17 protein-coding genes are annotated in these 17,500 nt (G+C 49.7%); 11 read left to right on the top strand and 6 right to left on the bottom strand.

The window, feature by feature from the left end; translation table 11 throughout:
- Positions 1-99: 99 nt before the first annotated feature.
- From AC6I7T_RS21110 to AC6I7T_RS21100, 3 genes are all read right to left on the bottom strand, one after another.
- Positions 100-912, bottom strand: a complete 813-nt coding sequence (locus AC6I7T_RS21110; protein WP_497789586.1) for a flagellin — start codon at positions 910-912, stop codon at positions 100-102.
- A gap of 528 nt (positions 913-1,440) precedes the next feature.
- The gene (locus tag AC6I7T_RS21105; RefSeq protein WP_497789584.1) at positions 1,441-2,253 is read right to left on the bottom strand and encodes a flagellin; all 813 of its coding nucleotides are present in this window, start codon (positions 2,251-2,253) and stop codon (positions 1,441-1,443) included.
- A 440-nt stretch (positions 2,254-2,693) separates the two neighbouring features.
- Positions 2,694-3,506 (bottom strand): flagellin, encoded by an 813-nt coding sequence (locus AC6I7T_RS21100; RefSeq protein WP_497789582.1) that lies wholly within the window; start codon positions 3,504-3,506, stop codon positions 2,694-2,696.
- A 559-nt stretch (positions 3,507-4,065) separates the two neighbouring features.
- Between AC6I7T_RS21100 and AC6I7T_RS21095 the strand changes: the two genes are divergently transcribed.
- The 3 genes from AC6I7T_RS21095 to AC6I7T_RS21085 all read left to right on the top strand — a co-directional run bounded on the left by AC6I7T_RS21095 (position 4,066) and on the right by AC6I7T_RS21085 (position 6,106).
- Positions 4,066-4,398 carry a flagellar FlbD family protein gene (locus tag AC6I7T_RS21095; RefSeq protein ID WP_497789581.1) on the top strand — a complete coding sequence of 111 codons (333 nt, stop codon included), beginning with the start codon at positions 4,066-4,068 and terminating at the stop codon, positions 4,396-4,398.
- Positions 4,399-4,463: 65 nt separating this feature from the next.
- The gene (locus AC6I7T_RS21090; RefSeq protein WP_497789579.1) at positions 4,464-5,237 is read left to right on the top strand and encodes a flagellar motor protein; all 774 of its coding nucleotides are present in this window, start codon (positions 4,464-4,466) and stop codon (positions 5,235-5,237) included.
- Positions 5,234-6,106 (top strand): flagellar motor protein MotB, encoded by an 873-nt coding sequence (locus tag AC6I7T_RS21085; protein WP_497789578.1) that lies wholly within the window; start codon positions 5,234-5,236, stop codon positions 6,104-6,106. The genes AC6I7T_RS21090 and AC6I7T_RS21085 overlap by 4 nt, the downstream gene beginning before the upstream one ends.
- On the opposite strand, the gene AC6I7T_RS21080 is transcribed toward AC6I7T_RS21085, so the two are convergent.
- A complete protein-coding gene (locus AC6I7T_RS21080) occupies positions 6,078-6,494 on the bottom strand; it encodes a secondary thiamine-phosphate synthase enzyme YjbQ (protein ID WP_497789576.1) in 417 nt (138 codons plus the stop codon). The genes AC6I7T_RS21085 and AC6I7T_RS21080 overlap by 29 nt on opposite strands.
- Before the next feature lie 364 nt (positions 6,495-6,858).
- On the opposite strand from AC6I7T_RS21080, the gene AC6I7T_RS21075 reads away from it, so the two are divergent.
- The 8 genes from AC6I7T_RS21075 to AC6I7T_RS21040 all read left to right on the top strand — a co-directional run bounded on the left by AC6I7T_RS21075 (position 6,859) and on the right by AC6I7T_RS21040 (position 14,431).
- A complete protein-coding gene (locus tag AC6I7T_RS21075; protein ID WP_497789575.1) occupies positions 6,859-7,446 on the top strand; it encodes an endonuclease III domain-containing protein in 588 nt (195 codons plus the stop codon).
- 9 nt (positions 7,447-7,455) lie between these two features.
- Entirely contained in the window at positions 7,456-8,094 is a 639-nt protein-coding gene (locus AC6I7T_RS21070; RefSeq protein ID WP_497789574.1) for a non-canonical purine NTP pyrophosphatase, read from the top strand.
- Between the two features lie 114 nt (positions 8,095-8,208).
- Positions 8,209-8,988, top strand: coding sequence for a succinate dehydrogenase cytochrome b558 subunit (locus tag AC6I7T_RS21065; RefSeq protein ID WP_497789573.1), 780 nt, complete (start codon positions 8,209-8,211; stop codon positions 8,986-8,988).
- A gap of 69 nt (positions 8,989-9,057) precedes the next feature.
- Positions 9,058-10,839, top strand: a complete 1,782-nt coding sequence (gene sdhA, locus AC6I7T_RS21060) for a succinate dehydrogenase flavoprotein subunit (RefSeq protein ID WP_497789571.1) — start codon at positions 9,058-9,060, stop codon at positions 10,837-10,839.
- A gap of 22 nt (positions 10,840-10,861) precedes the next feature.
- Positions 10,862-11,611, top strand: a complete 750-nt coding sequence (gene sdhB, locus AC6I7T_RS21055; RefSeq protein ID WP_497789570.1) for a succinate dehydrogenase iron-sulfur subunit — start codon at positions 10,862-10,864, stop codon at positions 11,609-11,611.
- Positions 11,612-11,698: 87 nt separating this feature from the next.
- Positions 11,699-12,988: a dipeptidase gene (locus tag AC6I7T_RS21050; protein ID WP_497789568.1), complete on the top strand. Its 1,290-nt coding sequence runs from the start codon at positions 11,699-11,701 to the stop codon at positions 12,986-12,988.
- Between the two features lie 183 nt (positions 12,989-13,171).
- A complete protein-coding gene (locus AC6I7T_RS21045) occupies positions 13,172-13,885 on the top strand; it encodes a peptidylprolyl isomerase (RefSeq protein WP_497789567.1) in 714 nt (237 codons plus the stop codon).
- A gap of 18 nt (positions 13,886-13,903) precedes the next feature.
- On the top strand, positions 13,904-14,431 hold the full coding sequence (locus AC6I7T_RS21040; protein WP_497789565.1) for a peptidylprolyl isomerase: 528 nt from the start codon (positions 13,904-13,906) through the stop codon (positions 14,429-14,431).
- A gap of 259 nt (positions 14,432-14,690) precedes the next feature.
- Here the strand turns inward: AC6I7T_RS21040 and mdh are convergent, their stop codons facing one another.
- Positions 14,691-15,617, bottom strand: coding sequence for a malate dehydrogenase (gene mdh, locus AC6I7T_RS21035; RefSeq protein WP_497789564.1), 927 nt, complete (start codon positions 15,615-15,617; stop codon positions 14,691-14,693).
- A gap of 53 nt (positions 15,618-15,670) precedes the next feature.
- Positions 15,671-17,071 carry an NADP-dependent isocitrate dehydrogenase gene (locus AC6I7T_RS21030; protein WP_497789563.1) on the bottom strand — a complete coding sequence of 467 codons (1,401 nt, stop codon included), beginning with the start codon at positions 17,069-17,071 and terminating at the stop codon, positions 15,671-15,673.
- Positions 17,072-17,500: the final 429 nt, after the last annotated feature.

The following is a 17,500-nucleotide window of genomic DNA, read 5'->3' as shown; positions in this document are numbered from 1 at the left end:
ACTCGCCACTATCGGCTCAAAAGATTAGGAACTCCTAATAAAACAGGAAGGCTCTATGTGAGCAGCCTTCCTGTTTTATCGACTCAAGCCGTCAATACATTACTGAAGCAGCTTGGTGACCAGTTGCTGAGTGCTGTTGGCCTGGGCCAAAGCAGAGATACCGGTCTGCATCAGGATCTGATACTTCGACAGGTTCGAGGTTGCTGTGCCATAGTCGGTCGCCACAACGTCGTTCTGAGCTGCCAGGGTGTTTGTCGACTCAGTTGACATCACGTTCGATACCGCTTGCAGCGTGTTGATGTTTGCGCCTACCGCACCGCGATCTGCTGCTACCGTCGAAATCGCCTTGGTGATCTTTCCAAGCTCAGTCTGAGCCGAAGATGCATTTGAAAAGCCGCCGCTGGTCAATCCTAATGTGCTCGAATCAACCTTGGTGAAGACATTGCTATTGGTCTGGTTGGAAGTACCATCGCTGGTGTAGATGTTGATGGTTCCACCGAAGATCGCAATGCCGTTGTATTCAGTCTTGCTCTGAATATTGTCGATCTCGCCCATGATGTTGGTGTACTCAGCATTGGCTGCAGAGACCTGAACCGAATTCAGAGTACCGTTGGAAGCTTCCGTGGCCAGCGTGACAGCGCGATTCAGCAAGCTGGTGATCTGCGACATTGCTCCGTCAGCAACCTGCAGAAGGTCAACACCTTCGCTGGCATTCTTGGCAGACTGTGAAAGAGCTGTTGCCGAAGCATTCAAAGCATCGGAAAGAGATAGACCGGCAGCGTCATCGGCACCGGAATTAATGCGTGAACCGGAAGAAAGCTGCTGAAGGGTGGTTTGCAGATTCTTCTGGGTACTGTTGAGGTTATTCTGTGCATAAATCGCCGAAATATTATTCAGGACACCCAAGGACATTTGATCTTGCTCCTATTTGAGTTCAATGCGAGTTAATTTTCTGGGATCCTTCATAGAAGATGCCTGACCGGGCCTTACTCGACCCGACTCACCTTAGCTACAAGGAACCGCGTTACCCACTGATTTCATCGACATGCAAGCAAAACACTTTACACCTTTTGTTTGGTCTAACCTTATAAATCATTAATTTAACAATCACTTAGAGTCCCTTTTACAAAAGAAATCGGGGATCTTCTTCAGATGAAGGTAGGTAAAGAGGTATTCGCCACTTAACAGACCCTAGAGGAAAGGAACAAGCACTAAAGAATGTGTACACATATTCGACGAATGCCTCAATTTGCTTACCTCACATTGCACAGATCTCATTCAATCGCCACTGATACCGCAATTCTCTAAATACATACATAGATGAATCTGCAGCCCTGGAGTTCATACGATACAAACCAGAATTCATTGTCTGAACACTAGTCCAATAAAGAAGGCAAGCTGCGTTTGCAGCTTGCCTTCTTTCAAATCAAGCTATCTAGACTACTGAAGTAGCTTGGTAACCAGTTGCTGTGTGCTGTTGGCCTGGGCCAAAGCGGAGATACCGGTCTGCATCAGGATCTGATACTTCGACAGGTTCGAGGTTGCTGTGCCATAGTCGGTCGCCACAACGTCGTTCTGAGCTGCCAGGGTGTTCGTCGACTCAGTTGACATCACGTTTGATACCGCTTGCAGCGTGTTGATGTTTGCACCTACCGCACCGCGATCGGCTGCTACCGTCGAAATCGCCTTGGTGATCTTTCCAAGCTCAGTCTGAGCCGAAGACGCATCCGTAAAGCCAGTGCTGGTCAATCCTAATGTGCTCGAATCAACCTTGGTGAAGACATTGCTATTGGTCTGGTTGGAAGTACCATCGCTGGTGTAGATGTTGATGGTTCCACCGAAGATCGCAATGCCGTTGTATTCAGTCTTGCTCTGAATATTGTCGATCTCGCCCATGATGTTGGTGTACTCAGCATTGGCTGCAGAGACCTGAACCGAATTCAGAGTACCGTTGGAAGCTTCCGTGGCCAGCGTGACAGCGCGATTCAGCAAGCTGGTGATCTGCGACATTGCTCCGTCAGCAACCTGCAGAAGGTCAACACCTTCGCTGGCATTCTTGGCAGACTGTGAAAGAGCTGTTGCCGAAGCATTCAAAGCATCGGAAAGAGATAGACCGGCTGCGTCATCGGCACCGGAATTAATACGTGAACCGGAAGAAAGCTGCTGAAGGGTGGTTTGCAGACTCTTCTGTGTATTGTTGAGGTTATTCTGTGCGTAAATCGCCGAAATATTATTCAGGACACCCAAGGACATTTGATTGCTCCTATTTTACGTTCGATATGAGTTAATCTCGGGTTCCCCCCTAGAGGGTGCCTGACCGGGCCTTACTCGTCCCGGCTCACCTTAGCTATAAGGAACCACGTTACCCACTGATTTCATCGACATGCAAGCAAAACACTTTACACCTTTTGTTTGGTCCAACCTTATAAATCATTAATTTAACAATCACTTAGAGTCCCTTTCACCCAAAAGCATCTGTTGGAATCCAGCGGGCTTCTTTAGAATGTGCACACGTCTTCGTCCGAATACACCGAATTCGTCACCTCACATCATCTTTATTGACAGGGTATTCACGAACCTAATGACCAGAAGTTCGTTCGACAACATGCCGAAGTTATGCCTGAACTCTGCCCCAACAAAGAGGGCAAGCTGCGTTTGCAGCTTGCCCTCTTTTTCAAATCAAGCTATCTAGACTACTGAAGCAGCTTGGTAACCAGTTGCTGTGTGCTGTTGGCCTGGGCCAAAGCGGAAATACCGGTCTGCATCAGGATCTGATACTTCGACAGGTTCGAGGTTGCTGTGCCATAATCGGTCGCCACAACGTCGTTCTGAGCTGCCAGGGTATTCGTCGACTCAGTTGACATCACGTTTGATACCGCTTGCAGCGTGTTGATGTTTGCACCTACCGCACCGCGATCTGCTGCTATGGTAGAAATCGCCTGAGTGATCTTTGTAAGCTCACTTTGAGCCGAAGACGCAGTCGTAAAGCCAGCACTGGATAATCCCAATGTGCTTGAATCAACCTTGGTAAATGCATTGCTATTGGTCTGGTTGGAAGTACCATCGCTGGTGTAGATGTTGATAGTTCCACCGAAGATCGTGATGCCGTTGTATTCAGTCTTGTTCTGAATATTGTCGATCTCACCCATAATGTTGGTGTACTCAGCATTGGCTGCGGAGATCTGAGTCGAATTCAGAGTACCGTTGGAAGCTTCCGTGGCCAGCGTGACAGCGCGATTCAGCAAGCTGGTGATCTGCGACATTGCTCCGTCAGCAACCTGCAGAAGGTCAACACCTTCACTGGCATTCTTGGCAGACTGTGAAAGAGCTGTTGCCGAAGCATTCAAAGCATCGGAAAGAGACAGACCGGCTGCGTCATCGGCACCGGAATTAATGCGTGAACCGGAAGAAAGCTGCTGAAGGGTGTTTTGCAGACTCTTCTGTGTATTGCTGAGGTTATTCTGTGCGTAAATTGCGGAAATATTATTCAGGACACCCAAGGACATATGATTACTCCTATTTTGAATTCAATATGAGTTAAACTCGGGTTCCCTCCTAGTGGGTGCCTGACCGGATCTTGCTCGTCCTTGCTCACCTTAGCTATAAGGAACCACGTTACTCACTGGCTTCATCGACCCAGGGAATTTACACTTTACACCTTCTTTTGACTGTCCTTGGAAAGCTGTGGAATTCCACTTGGAGCCCCTCCGTAGAACTTCCAATCAGCTCTTTTAAGCAAAAATACTGCCCTTATTTTTCAAAGATTTCCCCCGATGGCCAGAGCACATTATGCCCCGGAAGAAAGGTACCAATCCGGGAATTTGGGTACAAAGAAAAACCATCCTAAGGCTCTCCTGAATCGTTTTTACTTAATTTTCTCTAATGATCTCTCTTCCGGCTGACAGATCGTCCAGCACCCAAAGCCCAGAGAACATTCTTAATTCCGCTGAACCACTCTCTTAATAGGTGTTGGAAGCAGAGGCACCAACAAGAGCCATATTGCTCAATATCAACCTTTGCCATCTTCTGCCGATAGGCTTTAGAGAGCGGAGGCTATCCACCTAAATGATTGAACTGACACGTCTCAATGGTAATGCGGTTGTACTCAACAGTGATTTGATCAAATCGGCCGAATCTTCTCCCGATACCATGCTGACGCTTATCAATGGCGAAAAGATTATGGTTCGCGAGAGCTGCCAGCAGGTCGTTGAAAAAGTGATGGTATGGCGCGCCAGCCTCTTGGCTGAAGTAGCCAAACTAGCCCCGGGATCTCTGGCCGTTCTATCGGCTCCCGGAGGAGCACTCCAACGGAGATCTCTGGAAGAAATGAACAGAGGATCGGGCGACGAGATTGAAATAGACCAAGGTGCGGCACAAAGACGACGTAAGGACGACTGAGGCAGTCGCAACCAACTACCATGCGTCCCGCAGTGATTCACAGAGCATGATAAAGGCAACGAAACATGGATAAAAGTAGCGTTATTGGAATTGTGCTGGCGATTGGAGGGATCATCGCCGGCCTGCTCTTAGAAGGCGGCAATATTGGACAGATCCTGCAGCCCACTGCAGCGATGATTGTCTTTGGTGGCACGCTCGGAGCAATTATGCTTCAGTTCCCTCTCAAGACAATCTATGCCGCAATACGCCGACTAGCTATTGTTTTCTTTACCCCGAAGAGTAAAGAAGAAGCTTTCATTAAGCAAATCGTTGCTTATGCCAATAAGGCGCGGCGCAGCGGTGTAGTCTCTCTCGATCAGGATTTGGGAACAATTCAGGACCCCTTCCTTAAGCAGGCTCTCATGCTGGCCATCGACGGTACAGAGCCCAGCGAACTCCGCAAGATTATGGAGCTGGAGATCTACAACAGAACGGAAAGTGAAGAACGTATTCCTTCTGTTTTCGAATCGGCCGGAGGTTTCTCTCCTACGATCGGAATTATTGGTGCTGTCCTCGGCCTAATCCAGGTTATGCAACACCTGGACAAAATGGACGAAGTAGGTAAAGGTATTGCAGTCGCTTTCGTTGCCACAATCTACGGAGTCGGTGCAGCTAACCTTGTCTTTCTCCCTGCCGCAGGAAAGCTGAAGATTCGTATTCGCGAAGAGCAGCTATTACAAGAAATGATGCTCGAAGGCGTTGTTTCCATCATTGAGGGTATGAACCCTCGCATGATTGAAATTAAGCTATCCAGCTTTTTGTCCGATGCAAAAGGTGTTGATTCGGAGCGGAAAGCATGAAGCGCAGGGTACATAAATCACCTAGCCATGAACGGTGGCTGGTCTCTTATGCGGACTTTCTGACGTTATTGTTTGCCTTCTTTGTAGTTCTATATGCATCCTCAAAGGCCGACAGTCGCAAACAAGCACAGTTTGCGCAAGCTATCGATGCAGCCTTCCGTTCTCTTGGAATGTTTCAAGATGTAGGCAGAGCGAATGGTAAATTTCCAGCATTGCCCGCGCAGGGAACCGATACACCCATGGTTCCGATGAACATTGTGATGGGAGAGCAGGCCATGTCTCCCGCGGCACAGCAAGAAGATCTGCGTGTTATTCAGCAAAGGCTGGAAGGTCTACTTTCGAACCAGATCGCACAGCACACTGTTTCCATCCACATGACTCATGATGGATTGGTCATATCCTTGCGAGAAGCGGGATTCTTCGATAGCGGCTCAGCAACCCCCCACGAGGCAACAATACCTGTTCTAGGACAGATTGCATCTGCTCTGCGGGCAACGCCATATGACATTCGTATCGAAGGTCATACCGATAACATTCCGATCCACACGTCCCAATTCGACTCGAATTGGGAGCTCTCAACGACTCGTGCAACAAAATTAGCTCGTATTTTTATCGAAGGGCATAACTACCAACCTGAACGGCTTTCGGCCTCCGGCTATGCCGAATTTCATCCTGTAGCTTCGAACGATACACCGGAAGGCCGTGCTCAGAATCGCCGGGTTGACGTCATTGTTCTCCCTCATTCGAGCCTGCAAGGTAACCAACGCGCAAAAACAGCTGTAGTTTGGCAACGCATTACAGATCCGGAAAAGCCGCAAAAGGGTTCACCTGCTGCAACAGCTATTCCACTCCCAAAACCTTCACGATAACCCGCTTTGAGCGTTGGCCATCGAATTCTGCATAAAAGACTCGCTGCCAGGTTCCCAAATCCAGTTTTCCATTGGTAACCGGCAGCGTTGTTTCATGATGTAACAATAAAGATTTCAAATGTGCGTCTGCATTATCTTCACCGGTCTGGTGGTGCTTGTACCCAGGTTTCGCAGGCGCTAATTCTTCAAGCCACTTCTCAATATCCTCAATCAGTCCAGATTCATGATCATTCACGTAGATTGCAGCCGTAATATGCATCGGAGAAACGAAGCATAGTCCGTCACGAATTCCACTTTTTTTAACAATCTGTTCAATCTTGGGAGTAATATGCACCATCTCCCGACGCTTCTTTGTCTCGAATTTCAGATATTCGGTATAGCTCTTCATTCATCCTCCCGACATTTATCATAACCAGTGAGATGTCTTCCTCCCTTGCTCCTCCGCCAGACAGTCCACGAACTCTCGTTGAAGAATGCTATTTACATGGAGTTGAAGAAGCAGAGCATTTCCCGCATAGATATACACACACCCGGAAAGGGGAAGAGCAGCTTCCTTTAGCGAAAATCTGCCAAAGCCTTTGTGCTTCGATGTTTCGGCAATCATTCCCTTTTGTTACTTCCTTGTCATAACTATGGCCAACAGACCCATCAAACAACGATCGGTTCGCCACCTACGCAAACTGTACGACTTGCTCTTCTCGGCCTACGGCCCTCGAAAATGGTGGCCAGCCGAAACACCCTTTGAGGTAGTAGTGGGAGCATATCTGACTCAAAACACCTCATGGACTAGCGTCGAACGCTCAATCAAGAACCTTCGCGAAAACAATCTACTCACTCCATGCGGCATAAGAACAATCCCTGAAGAGCACCTACGACTATTGATTCGCCCATCGGGCTATATGCAACGCAAAGCATCCGCACTGAAAACATTTGTCGAGTTTCTCGATAATGAATATCAAGGTTCTATGGAATCACTGGCCATGGAGCCTGTCGATGTTGCCCGAGCTAAGCTTCTTTCTCTATTCGGAGTTGGACCAGAGACCGCAGATGCCATCCTGCTATACGCACTGGGATACCCGGTCATGGTTGTGGACGAATATTTGCGACGAGTGGCAATTCGTCATGGATTCAGCAACGAAAACCCCAACTATTCCGAACTCCAGGATTTAGCAACCCGTGCCTTTGCCGAAGACCTTCCCTCCAGCCACCTGCAACATTTCAACGAGTTTCATGCGCTTATTGTCGAAGTAGGCAAAAGACATTGCAGCCAAAAGCCGAAGTGTGAAGAATGCCCCTTGGCAAAAGATCTCCGCAACTCGCTCACAAAAGCCCACAGGTAAACTGGAGCCATGTCGATAACGCTTTACGTCGCCAGCACAAATGCAGGGAAATTACGTGATTTCGCTGTCGCTAGTGCTGCTCATGACATTTTGATTCTGCCTGTTCCTGGACTTGACCAAATCCCTCCGGCACCAGAAGAAGAACCGACATTTGAGGGCAATGCTCGATCAAAAGCCACCTACTATAGCCAATATCTTCCTGGAGAAATTGTCCTGGCAGATGATTCCGGACTGGAAGTAGATGCCCTCCATGGCGCACCTGGAGTGCGTTCCGCCCGTTATGCCGCAGATGCCGGAATGACAGACAGCCCAGATGCCAATGACAATTCGGACGTCTGGAACAACATGCTTCTGCTCACAAATATGACGGATGTTCCGGATGGTATGCGACAAGGACGTTATTATTGCGTCCTCGCTGCTGCAAAAGACGGAGAGTGCCTTATCACAGCCGACGGTTCAGTAGACGGTAAAATTTTAACAGCACCTCGCGGCACTGGTGGTTTTGGATATGATCCGCTATTTTATCTGCCGGAACTGGATCAGACGATGGCAGAGATCGATATCGAAATCAAACACACTTTGAGCCATAGAGGACGAGCTTTTCGATCCCTTCTCTTACATCTTCCAGACCTAATAAAGTCTCACTAAGAGGTACTTTCCTTGACGGTGGTGTTTGTGGACACGAATAATGATTTGTGATTCTGGTCACAGAGACCCACCGTTATCCCCCTATGCGGGACCTAGAGTAAGGAGTCAAACAACATGGCTACCGCCGTCGGCCCTAACACCACGGAACAGCTACGCGGAGTGCAGCCTCTCCGTGCCGGTCAAGGGCATTCGTTTCTGCTCCGTAGATTGCATTCACTCAGCGGAATTGTGCCCATCGGAGCATTCCTCATCGAGCATCTGGTCTCTAACTTCGAAGCGCTGAAGGGACCTGCAGCCTATGCAGCCCAGGTAAAGTTTCTTAACAGCCTGCCTTTCGTCAGAGTGCTTGAGTGGGCGTTTATCTTTCTGCCAATCCTCTACCACGGACTTTATGGTGTGTATATTGCTGTCCGAGGCAAGAGTAACGTTATTTACTATCCCTGGGCAGGCAATTGGATGTATCAAGTTCAGCGATGGACTGGCTACATCGCCTTTCTCTACATCATCCAGCATGTCTGGAGGCAGCGTTTTACGGGCGTAATGCTGCCGGAACATCCTGGAGCCTCGTTCCACAAGGTTCAAATGGAATTATCCAATCCCTGGATGCTTCTCTTTTATGTCATAGCCATCGTCGCCACCTGCTGGCATTTCTCTTACGGCGTTTGGTTATTTGCCGCCAAGTGGGGCATCACGCCAGGAACCAAGTCAAGGAAGCGCTTTGGAGTAGCCTGTACAGCTCTCGGCATTATTTTGGGAGTCATTGGACTGGGGAGCCTCTATGCCTTTGTCGGCCCCTGGTACAAGAATGCTCCTGCGGATCTGACTCCGGCTCAAATTATTGAGGGAGCAACAGCCCCACCACCCGCGAGCGGAGAACCACCACTCTCGAAATAACTGGCACTCTCCAAAGATCAGCCAATAGGCGATTCAGCGCCTTATGTAGGAAAGGATAGGAATTTCATCATGGCAGCGGTTCCCAAGATCATCGTCGTCGGTGGAGGCTTAGCCGGACTGGCGGCTGTAATCAAAATCGCCGAAGCCGGCGGAAATGTAGATCTCTTCTCTATCGTCCCTGTAAAACGGTCGCATTCGGTATGCGCCCAAGGCGGAATCAATGCCGCCAAAAATCTGAAGGGCGAGGGCGACACTACCTGGCAGCACTTTGACGATACCGTTTACGGCGGAGACTTCCTCGCCAATCAGACTCCCGTAAAAGCAATGTGCGAAGCTGCTCCGGGAATCATCGACTTACTGGATCGCATGGGCGTTCCCTTTAACCGTACTCCGGAAGGTTTGCTCGATTTTCGTCGCTTTGGAGGAACCCTCTATCACCGTACGGCATTTGCAGGCGCTACCACAGGACAGCAGCTGCTGTATGCGCTGGACGAACAGGTGCGCCGTTACGAATCCGAAGGCAAGGTCAAGAAATACGAGGGTTGGGAATTTCTTTCCGCCGTTCTGGATTCCAATCATGTTTGCCGAGGCATCAGTGCACTCGATCTGCGCTCGATGGAACTGCGAACCTTCCGGGCAGATGCCGTCATTCTAGCCACAGGCGGTATAGGCGCCATCTTTGGCAAAAGCACAAATTCTGTTGTCTGCACGGGCTCGGCACAATCTGCCGTCTACCAGCAAGGTGCGTACTATGCCAATGGCGAGTTCATCCAGGTCCATCCGACATCGATCCCTGGCGAAGACAAACTGCGCCTGATGTCCGAATCGGCCAGAGGAGAGGGCGGACGTGTTTGGGTGCCCAAGAAATCGGGAGACAACCGCGCCCCTCGCAGCATTCCTGAGTCTGAACGCTGGTATTTCCTGGAAGAGTGGTATCCCAAGTACGGGAATCTGGTTCCTCGAGATGTGGCAACCCGGGCAATCCATAAGGTCGTCTATGAGCACGGACTAGGTATTGACGGTCAGCCAATGGTCTATCTAGACCTGACTCACATTGATCGCGCCACGTTGGACCGCAAGCTGGAAGGCATCCTTGAGATTTACGAGAAGTTTGTCGGCGACGATCCCCGGGATACCCCAATGAAGATCTTCCCTGGAATGCACTACACCATGGGTGGTCTCTGGGTGGATTTCGATCAGATGACAAACATTCCCGGACTCTTTGCTGCCGGTGAAGCAGAATATCAATACCATGGAGCCAATCGTCTTGGCGCAAACTCCTTAGTTTCCTGCATCTTCGGCGGTTTTCAGGCTGGACCAAAAGCTATAGCCTATGCCAAAAGCCTTTCAGCTGCTCCGGGCGATGGCGGGCATGCCGCAGAAAAGCTACGTCAGCAGGAACTCAACCATCGCTTACTAAGTTCGGATGGAACAGAAAACCCGTTCAAGCTCTGGCGGGAACTGGGCGAAATCATGACGAAGAATGTCACGGTTATTCGCTATAACAAGGCCATTCTCGATACCGACACCAAGATCTGTGAACTTCTAGAGAGGTATCGCAAGATCAATCTCAGCGACAAAAGCATGTGGGCCAATACCAGCTTTGCCTTTACACGGCAACTCTACAACATGCTGCAACTTGCAAGAGTGATCGCTCAAGGAGCGGCCCGTCGCGATGAATCTCGTGGAGCTCATTACAAACCCGATTTTCCAGATCGTGATGATGAGCGCTTCCTAAAAACAACCAAAGCCAGCTTTGCTCCTGATGCCGATGAGCCACGCTTTGAGTACGACCCCGTTGATACCCAGTACATCAAGCCACGCCCGCGCCGTTATGACGCCGCCAAATAGACAAGGGAGAAACGAATAAGTCATGGCAGAACGAACGATTAAGGTCGAGATCAAACGCCAGAGTGGACCTGACGCCAAGGTGGTCTGGGAAAAATTCGAAATACCCTATCGTCCAGGCATGAATGTCACTTCGGTGCTCCAGGAAATTGCCGCCAACCCGAACACGGCAGATGGCAAGCCGACAACGCCGATTACCTACGACTCGAATTGCCTGGAAGAAATCTGCGGATCCTGTTCAATGGTCATCAACGGCAAAGCTAGAATGGCCTGCTCCGCTTTGGTTGATCGCCTCGAACAACCCTTGAAACTCGAACCATTGTCAAAGTTTCCCGTGGTTCGGGATCTCTCCGTAGATCGGAGTGTTCTCTTCGAAAATCTCAAAGCCGTCAAGGCATGGGTTCCGCTGGACGGAACTTATGACCTGGGCACAGGACCCCGGATATTTCCCCAAGTCCAGGAAGTAAACTATCCACTCTCCCGATGCATTTCCTGCTGCTGCTGTATGGAAGTTTGTCCTCAATTCAACGAAGCTACCGGCTTTGTTGGCGCAGCTACGATTGCACAGGTCAAGCTGTTCAATGAGCATCCCACAGGAGCGGTCCTAAAAGAAGAGCGCTTGCGCGCCCTTGCAGGCGATGGCGGCATCCAGGAATGCGGCTATGCACAAAATTGTGTGCAAGCATGTCCCAAGCAGCTTCCTCTCACCAACGCTATAGCCGATGTGGGGAGAGATGTCGTAGTGCAAAAAGTGAAAGACTTCCTCCGAAGCTAATCCGCAGAAAAACAAGGAGCTCGAATATTTGAGCTCCTTGTTTTTTAACTCCTTCGGGAGTGCAAAGTGTAGACTTTGCATACGAATATGAAGACCCGAAGCGCAGTTGCCATCGCAGCCCTTCTGTTTGTCTCAATCGTTACAACGGCTCAAAACGTCTCAAAGAAAGCGGTCTCAAAGCACTTGACTCCAGAACAGGTTCACCACAGTGCTATTGTCATCGACACGCATGCCGATACAACGCAACGTTTACTTGACGAGAATTATGATCTTGCCGACGCCCTCAAGGGGGGTCACCTCAATCTGGACTCAGCCCGAAAAGGCAATCTTGGAGCCGAGTTCTTCTCAATATGGGTTGATCCAGAACGCTTTAAGGGCCAGTACGCTCACCGCACTTTGGCACTCATCGATAGTGTGTATCAAGAGGCGGCAAAACACCCAGACCGCATAAAGCTGGCCTTCTCCCCGGCGGACATCGAGCGAGCTCATACTGAAGGCAAATTAGCTGCGCTGATGGGAATAGAAGGCGGTCATTCCATCGAAAATAACATTGGCCTGCTTCGCGATTGTTATCGGCTCGGCGTCCGCTATATGACCCTCACCTGGACAAACTCCATAGGATGGGCGGACTCTTCTGGGGATATTACTGATTCCAAAGTTCCTCACACAGAAGAGGGACTGAATGAGTTCGGAAAGGATGTCGTCTATGAGATGAACCGTTTAGGCATGATGGTGGATGTCTCACATGTAGCAGACAAAACCTTCTACCGAACCCTGGTCATTAGCCGAGCCCCGGTCATTGCTTCCCATTCCTCTGCACGTGCCCTTTGCGACGTTCCCCGTAACATGACCGATGAGATGCTTCATGCTGTCGGTGTAAATGGCGGAGTGGTAATGGTGAATTTCTATTCAGGATTTCTAAGCCCCCAATACCGCGACGCGTATGCCAAGCAAGCCCCGGAGCGAAAAGCTGCGATTGATGCACTCAAAGCAAAATATCAAGCCGAGGGCAAACCAGTCGACGACAACGCCGTATATGCACTTGAAAGAGAATGGTCAGCCAAAATTCCACGTCCACCATTCAATGTGCTAATCGATCATATCGACCACATCGCAAAGGTTGCAGGGATCGATCACGTGGGGCTGGGCTCTGACTTTGATGGAATCAGCTCCTTACCCGAAGGAATCGATTCCGCAGCTGACCTGCCAAAGATCACCGCAGCTTTGATGCAGCGTGGCTATAGCGCAGAAGATTGCCGCAAAATACTGGGCGGAAACTTGCTCCGTGTGTTTCGGGAAGTTGAACGGGTAAGCCGTGACCTGCAGACTCAGAATCGCCCTCGAATTATTGAAAAACAGCCTTTCGAAAAGAAGTAGTAATACAAGCCAGAGGAGGCGCTTCGCCTCAAAAAGCGCCTCTCAACTCTTTTCACGGACCTATCCGCCCGTATTTACACCGCAAACGTTCAGAACTTCCCAGTCGGGCATGACGATACGGGCCTTAGCCCTGGGTTTACATTGAATACGAAAACGCTATAGTCTTCTGAAAGCATGAAAGTGATGTCTTCCCTTCTTGCCTTTGTGCTGGCATGTACAGCTGCCAGCGCTCAGCAATCAACTCAGAAGCCTGAAGAGCTGCCAGATGCACCCGGCGCCCAAATTCAACCTCAGGTACAGCCAACAGGCCCAACTGCGGTTTTGGACACAAGCATGGGTCGTATCACGTGCAAGCTATTCGATCAGCAGGCACCGGAAACAGTAGCTAACTTCATTGCTTTGGCAGAGGGAACCAAAGATTGGGTCGACGGGGTCAATCATAAGAAAATCCATGGCAAGCCACTCTATAACGGCACGATCTTTCATCGGGTTATCCCAGGTTTCATGATTCAGGGTGGCGATCCGACAGGAACAGGAATGGGCGATCCGGGGTATTTCTTTGCAGATGAATTTAATCCCAGCCTCAACTTCGATGTTCCTGGACGGTTGGCAATGGCCAATTCCGGCCCCAACACAAATGGCTCACAGTTCTTCATCACTGAGGCTCCTACGGAACATCTGAACCAGCGCCACACCATTTTCGGACAATGTGATGAATCGGGTGTTTCTGTGGTTAACTCGATCGCCAGAGTTTCTCGGGATGGTCAAGACAAACCACTGGAGCCGGTTGTTCTTAAGAAAGTCACGATCGTACGAGAGGGACAGCCAATGCCGCCTTTGCCGGCGACGCCGTCACCTGCGCCAACTCCAAGTTCCACCGCAGCTCCAAAACAGTAATCAAGAATAGGAGAAGTTATGTCCCTTGAACCCGGCACATACGCCGTCTTCAATACCAGCGAAGGCAAGATTGTTTGCCGCCTGTTTGAAAAGGATGCCCCAAAAACCGTCGCTAATTTTATCGAGCTTGCCGAGGGCAAACGGGAATGGACACATCCTGTCACCAAGGAAAAAAGCACGAATAAGCTCTACGACGGGAGCGTCTTTCATCGTGTCATTCCACAGTTCATGATTCAGGGGGGAGATCCTGCCGGCACAGGTTTCGGAGGGCCGGGCTACCGCTTTGAAGATGAGACCAAGGGATCACCCTACAAGTTCGATATCCCGGGGAAGCTCGCTATGGCCAATGCGGGACCAAATACAAATGGCTCTCAATTCTTCATCACCGTAGCACCAACAGAGTGGCTCACAGGACGGCACACGATTTTTGGCGAAGTGGTAGAAGGCTACGAGATTGTAGAAAAGATCTCGCAGGCTCCCCGCAATGCTCAGGACAAGCCACATAAAGCGATCACAATTGAAACTTTGACAATTGAACGCGTCTAGACCGTTTTCACAATGGGTATATCCGAAAGAACTGGACACGGAGCGGCTTTTCCGTCAAGAAAAGCCGCTCCGCACAAATGTTTATCCGGACATAGTCTAGTATTTTGTGAAATCGGTATAGCAATACCAAGAACGAGAGAGAAAAAGGCCCACACATATGGGCCTTTTTCTCTCTCTTCATCAAACCAGCGCGAACCGATATTAAACATCTCAGCAAGAGCAGCCGGTCGCAATGGCCGAAGGATTTTAGTTATCCGCTCTAGACACCAATCACGTCGCAGAGTTCTTTAACCGAATCTGCGCTCTTCTGGAGAGCCGCTGCTTCTTCAGCTGTCAACTTGATTTCTACGATCTGTTCCAGCCCTCTGGTTCCGAGCTTGCATGGCACGCCGACATAATATCCATTGATGCCATACTCCCCTTTCAAATAGGCTGCACATGGAAGAATCTTCTTCTTGTCCTTCAAGATCGCTTCAACCATCTCAGCAACAGCAGCTGAAGGCGCATAGTAGGCACTTCCAGTTTTCAGATATTTCACAATCTCTGCGCCGCCATCACGGGTACGCTGTACCAAAGATTCCAAACGGTCGGGAGCAATCAACTCTGTAATTGGAATACCTGCCACCGTAGAGTAGCGCGGCAAAGGCACCATAGTATCGCCATGTCCACCCAGAACAAATGCAGTTACATTCTCAACAGAGACCTTCAACTCTTCGGCAATGAAAGAGCGGAACCGAGCCGAATCCAAAACTCCGGCCATACCTATCACACGTTCACGATTGAACTTTGACTGACGGAACGCAGCCTGAGCCATCGCATCCAGAGGATTTGACACGATGATCAGGATACAGTCGGGAGACTGCGCAACCACCTTGCTGACAACATCCGACATGATTTTATGGTTGGTTTGTAGCAAGTCATCGCGGCTCATTCCCGGTTTCCGGGGAATACCGGCAGTAATTACAACGATGTCGGAGTTGGAAGTAGCAGCATAGTCATTCGAACCTATTACTAGAGAATCCCGCTTTTCGATGGGCATTGCCTCAAGCAGATCCAGAGCTTTACCCTGGGGAACACCTTCGACAACATCCACTAAAACGATATCTGCCAACTCTTTTGCTGCCAGCCAGTGCGCTGCGGTCGCACCAACATTGCCAGCTCCGACAATCGATACTTTCTTACGCATAAACCTCCTTTGGTTGATAAGGGGAACTTCGGCCTTAGGGGAACCTGTAACCGTTACATATTCTCAATCATGCGAGTGGCAAATTCACTCGTCTTTACCTTCGTAGCACCCTGCATCTGCCTCTCGAAGTCATAGGTGACATACTTCTGCTGAATGGTCTTTTCTATCGAACTCTCAATCAGCTGAGCAGCCTCTTTCCAACCGAGAAACTCGAAGAGCATAACTCCCGAGAGCATGACTGAACCCGGATTAATAACATCCTTGTCGGCATACTTAGGTGCCGTTCCGTGAGTCGCTTCAAAGACGGCATAACCGTCGCCGATATTCGCTCCCGGAGCGATTCCCAACCCTCCGACCTGTGCCGCACAGGCGTCGGAGATATAGTCTCCATTCAAATTCGGTGTAGCCAAGACGCTGTATTCTTCGGGACGGATAATGACCTGCTGAAAGATAGAATCGGCAATCCGGTCATTGATCAACACCTTCTGTTTCCACTTACCGCCACCATGGGTTTGGCCAATGGAGTCCAGAACACCCTTTACCTCAGCGTATAGCTCATTCCGAAAACTCTCAGACGCAAATTCCAACCCAGGTTCAATCAATACAGCATTTTGCTCGACCGTCATTGAAGGGTCTTTTTCGACATTACCGAGGATCCAGCTCTCCCGCTCGGTTACTACTGCATCGCGAAATTCGGACTTGGCTACTTCATATCCCCACTCACGGAAGGCACCCTCAGTGAATTTCTGAATATTGCCCTTATGAACCAGAGTCACCGTTTTGCGATCATTAGCAATCGCGAACTCAATCGCGCGGCGTACCAACCTTTTCGTTCCGAAGATGGAAATTGGCTTGATACCGATGCCCGAATCTTCCCGAACCTTCTTTTTTCCACCCTTCAACATCTCATTGTTCAAGAAGCCAATAAGCTTCTCTGCCTCAAGAGTTCCCTGACGGAACTCAATTCCGGCATAGACGTCTTCCGTATTCTCCCGGAATATAACGACATTCAACTTTTCAGGATGTTTTACAGGAGAAGGTACACCGCTGTAATACTTCACCGGACGTACACAGGAATACAGATCTAAAGTCTGGCGCAGAGTCACATTCAAAGAACGAATGCCGCCACCTACAGGCGTAGTTAGTGGTCCTTTGATCGAAACACGCAAATCGCGGGCAGCTTCCACTGACTCGTCCGGCAACCAGGTCTGAAATTGACGATACGCTTTTTCCCCGGCAAAAATTTCATACCAGCGAACAGCGCGCTTTCCGCCATAGGCCTTAGCAACCGCGGCATCGAACACACGCTGCGAAGCTCGCCAAATGTCACGCCCGGTGCCATCACCCTCGATAAAGGGAATAATAGGGCAGTCAGGTATTTTGAAACTGCCATTTGCATATTGAATGGGCTCACCATCAGCCGGTAGAGGAACTCCGTTATAGCTTGATTTCATCTCTCTCTGGACACTCCGAGGAAGTTACGTTTAATGCCAAACCAGGCATCGTTTCAAAAGCATTCCCGTGTTACCACACATCCGAGACCATCAAAATGCAGGCCTCATACCGGAAGAGACAACTGCGCAATTCCTCGTGGCTCCCGGCAGGTAGCTACGCTGAGAATGCTCTAGGCATTTCGAGGCTATCACCGTGAAGTCCCGAGTGACAATTGCGGCACAGGAAGAGAGTTCACTAGGACGAATAGCTCCAGAACGGTTGTGCCGTGCAACATGACTTTGGCCACAAATTCACGATACGGTATAGCAGCAGCAAACTCTATTGATAGACGATTTCCAATAGCCAGTTGAAGATGCAAAAAGTATCGATAAAACAGATAAGCCTTTCCGAGACGGAAAGGCTTATCTGTTGAACAGGGGTTGTGGACT

This window comes from Humiphilus diazotrophicus (assembly GCF_059726315.1).
The sequence above is the reverse complement of the archived record's forward strand: the minus strand, read 5'-3'. Positions and strand labels throughout refer to the sequence as shown.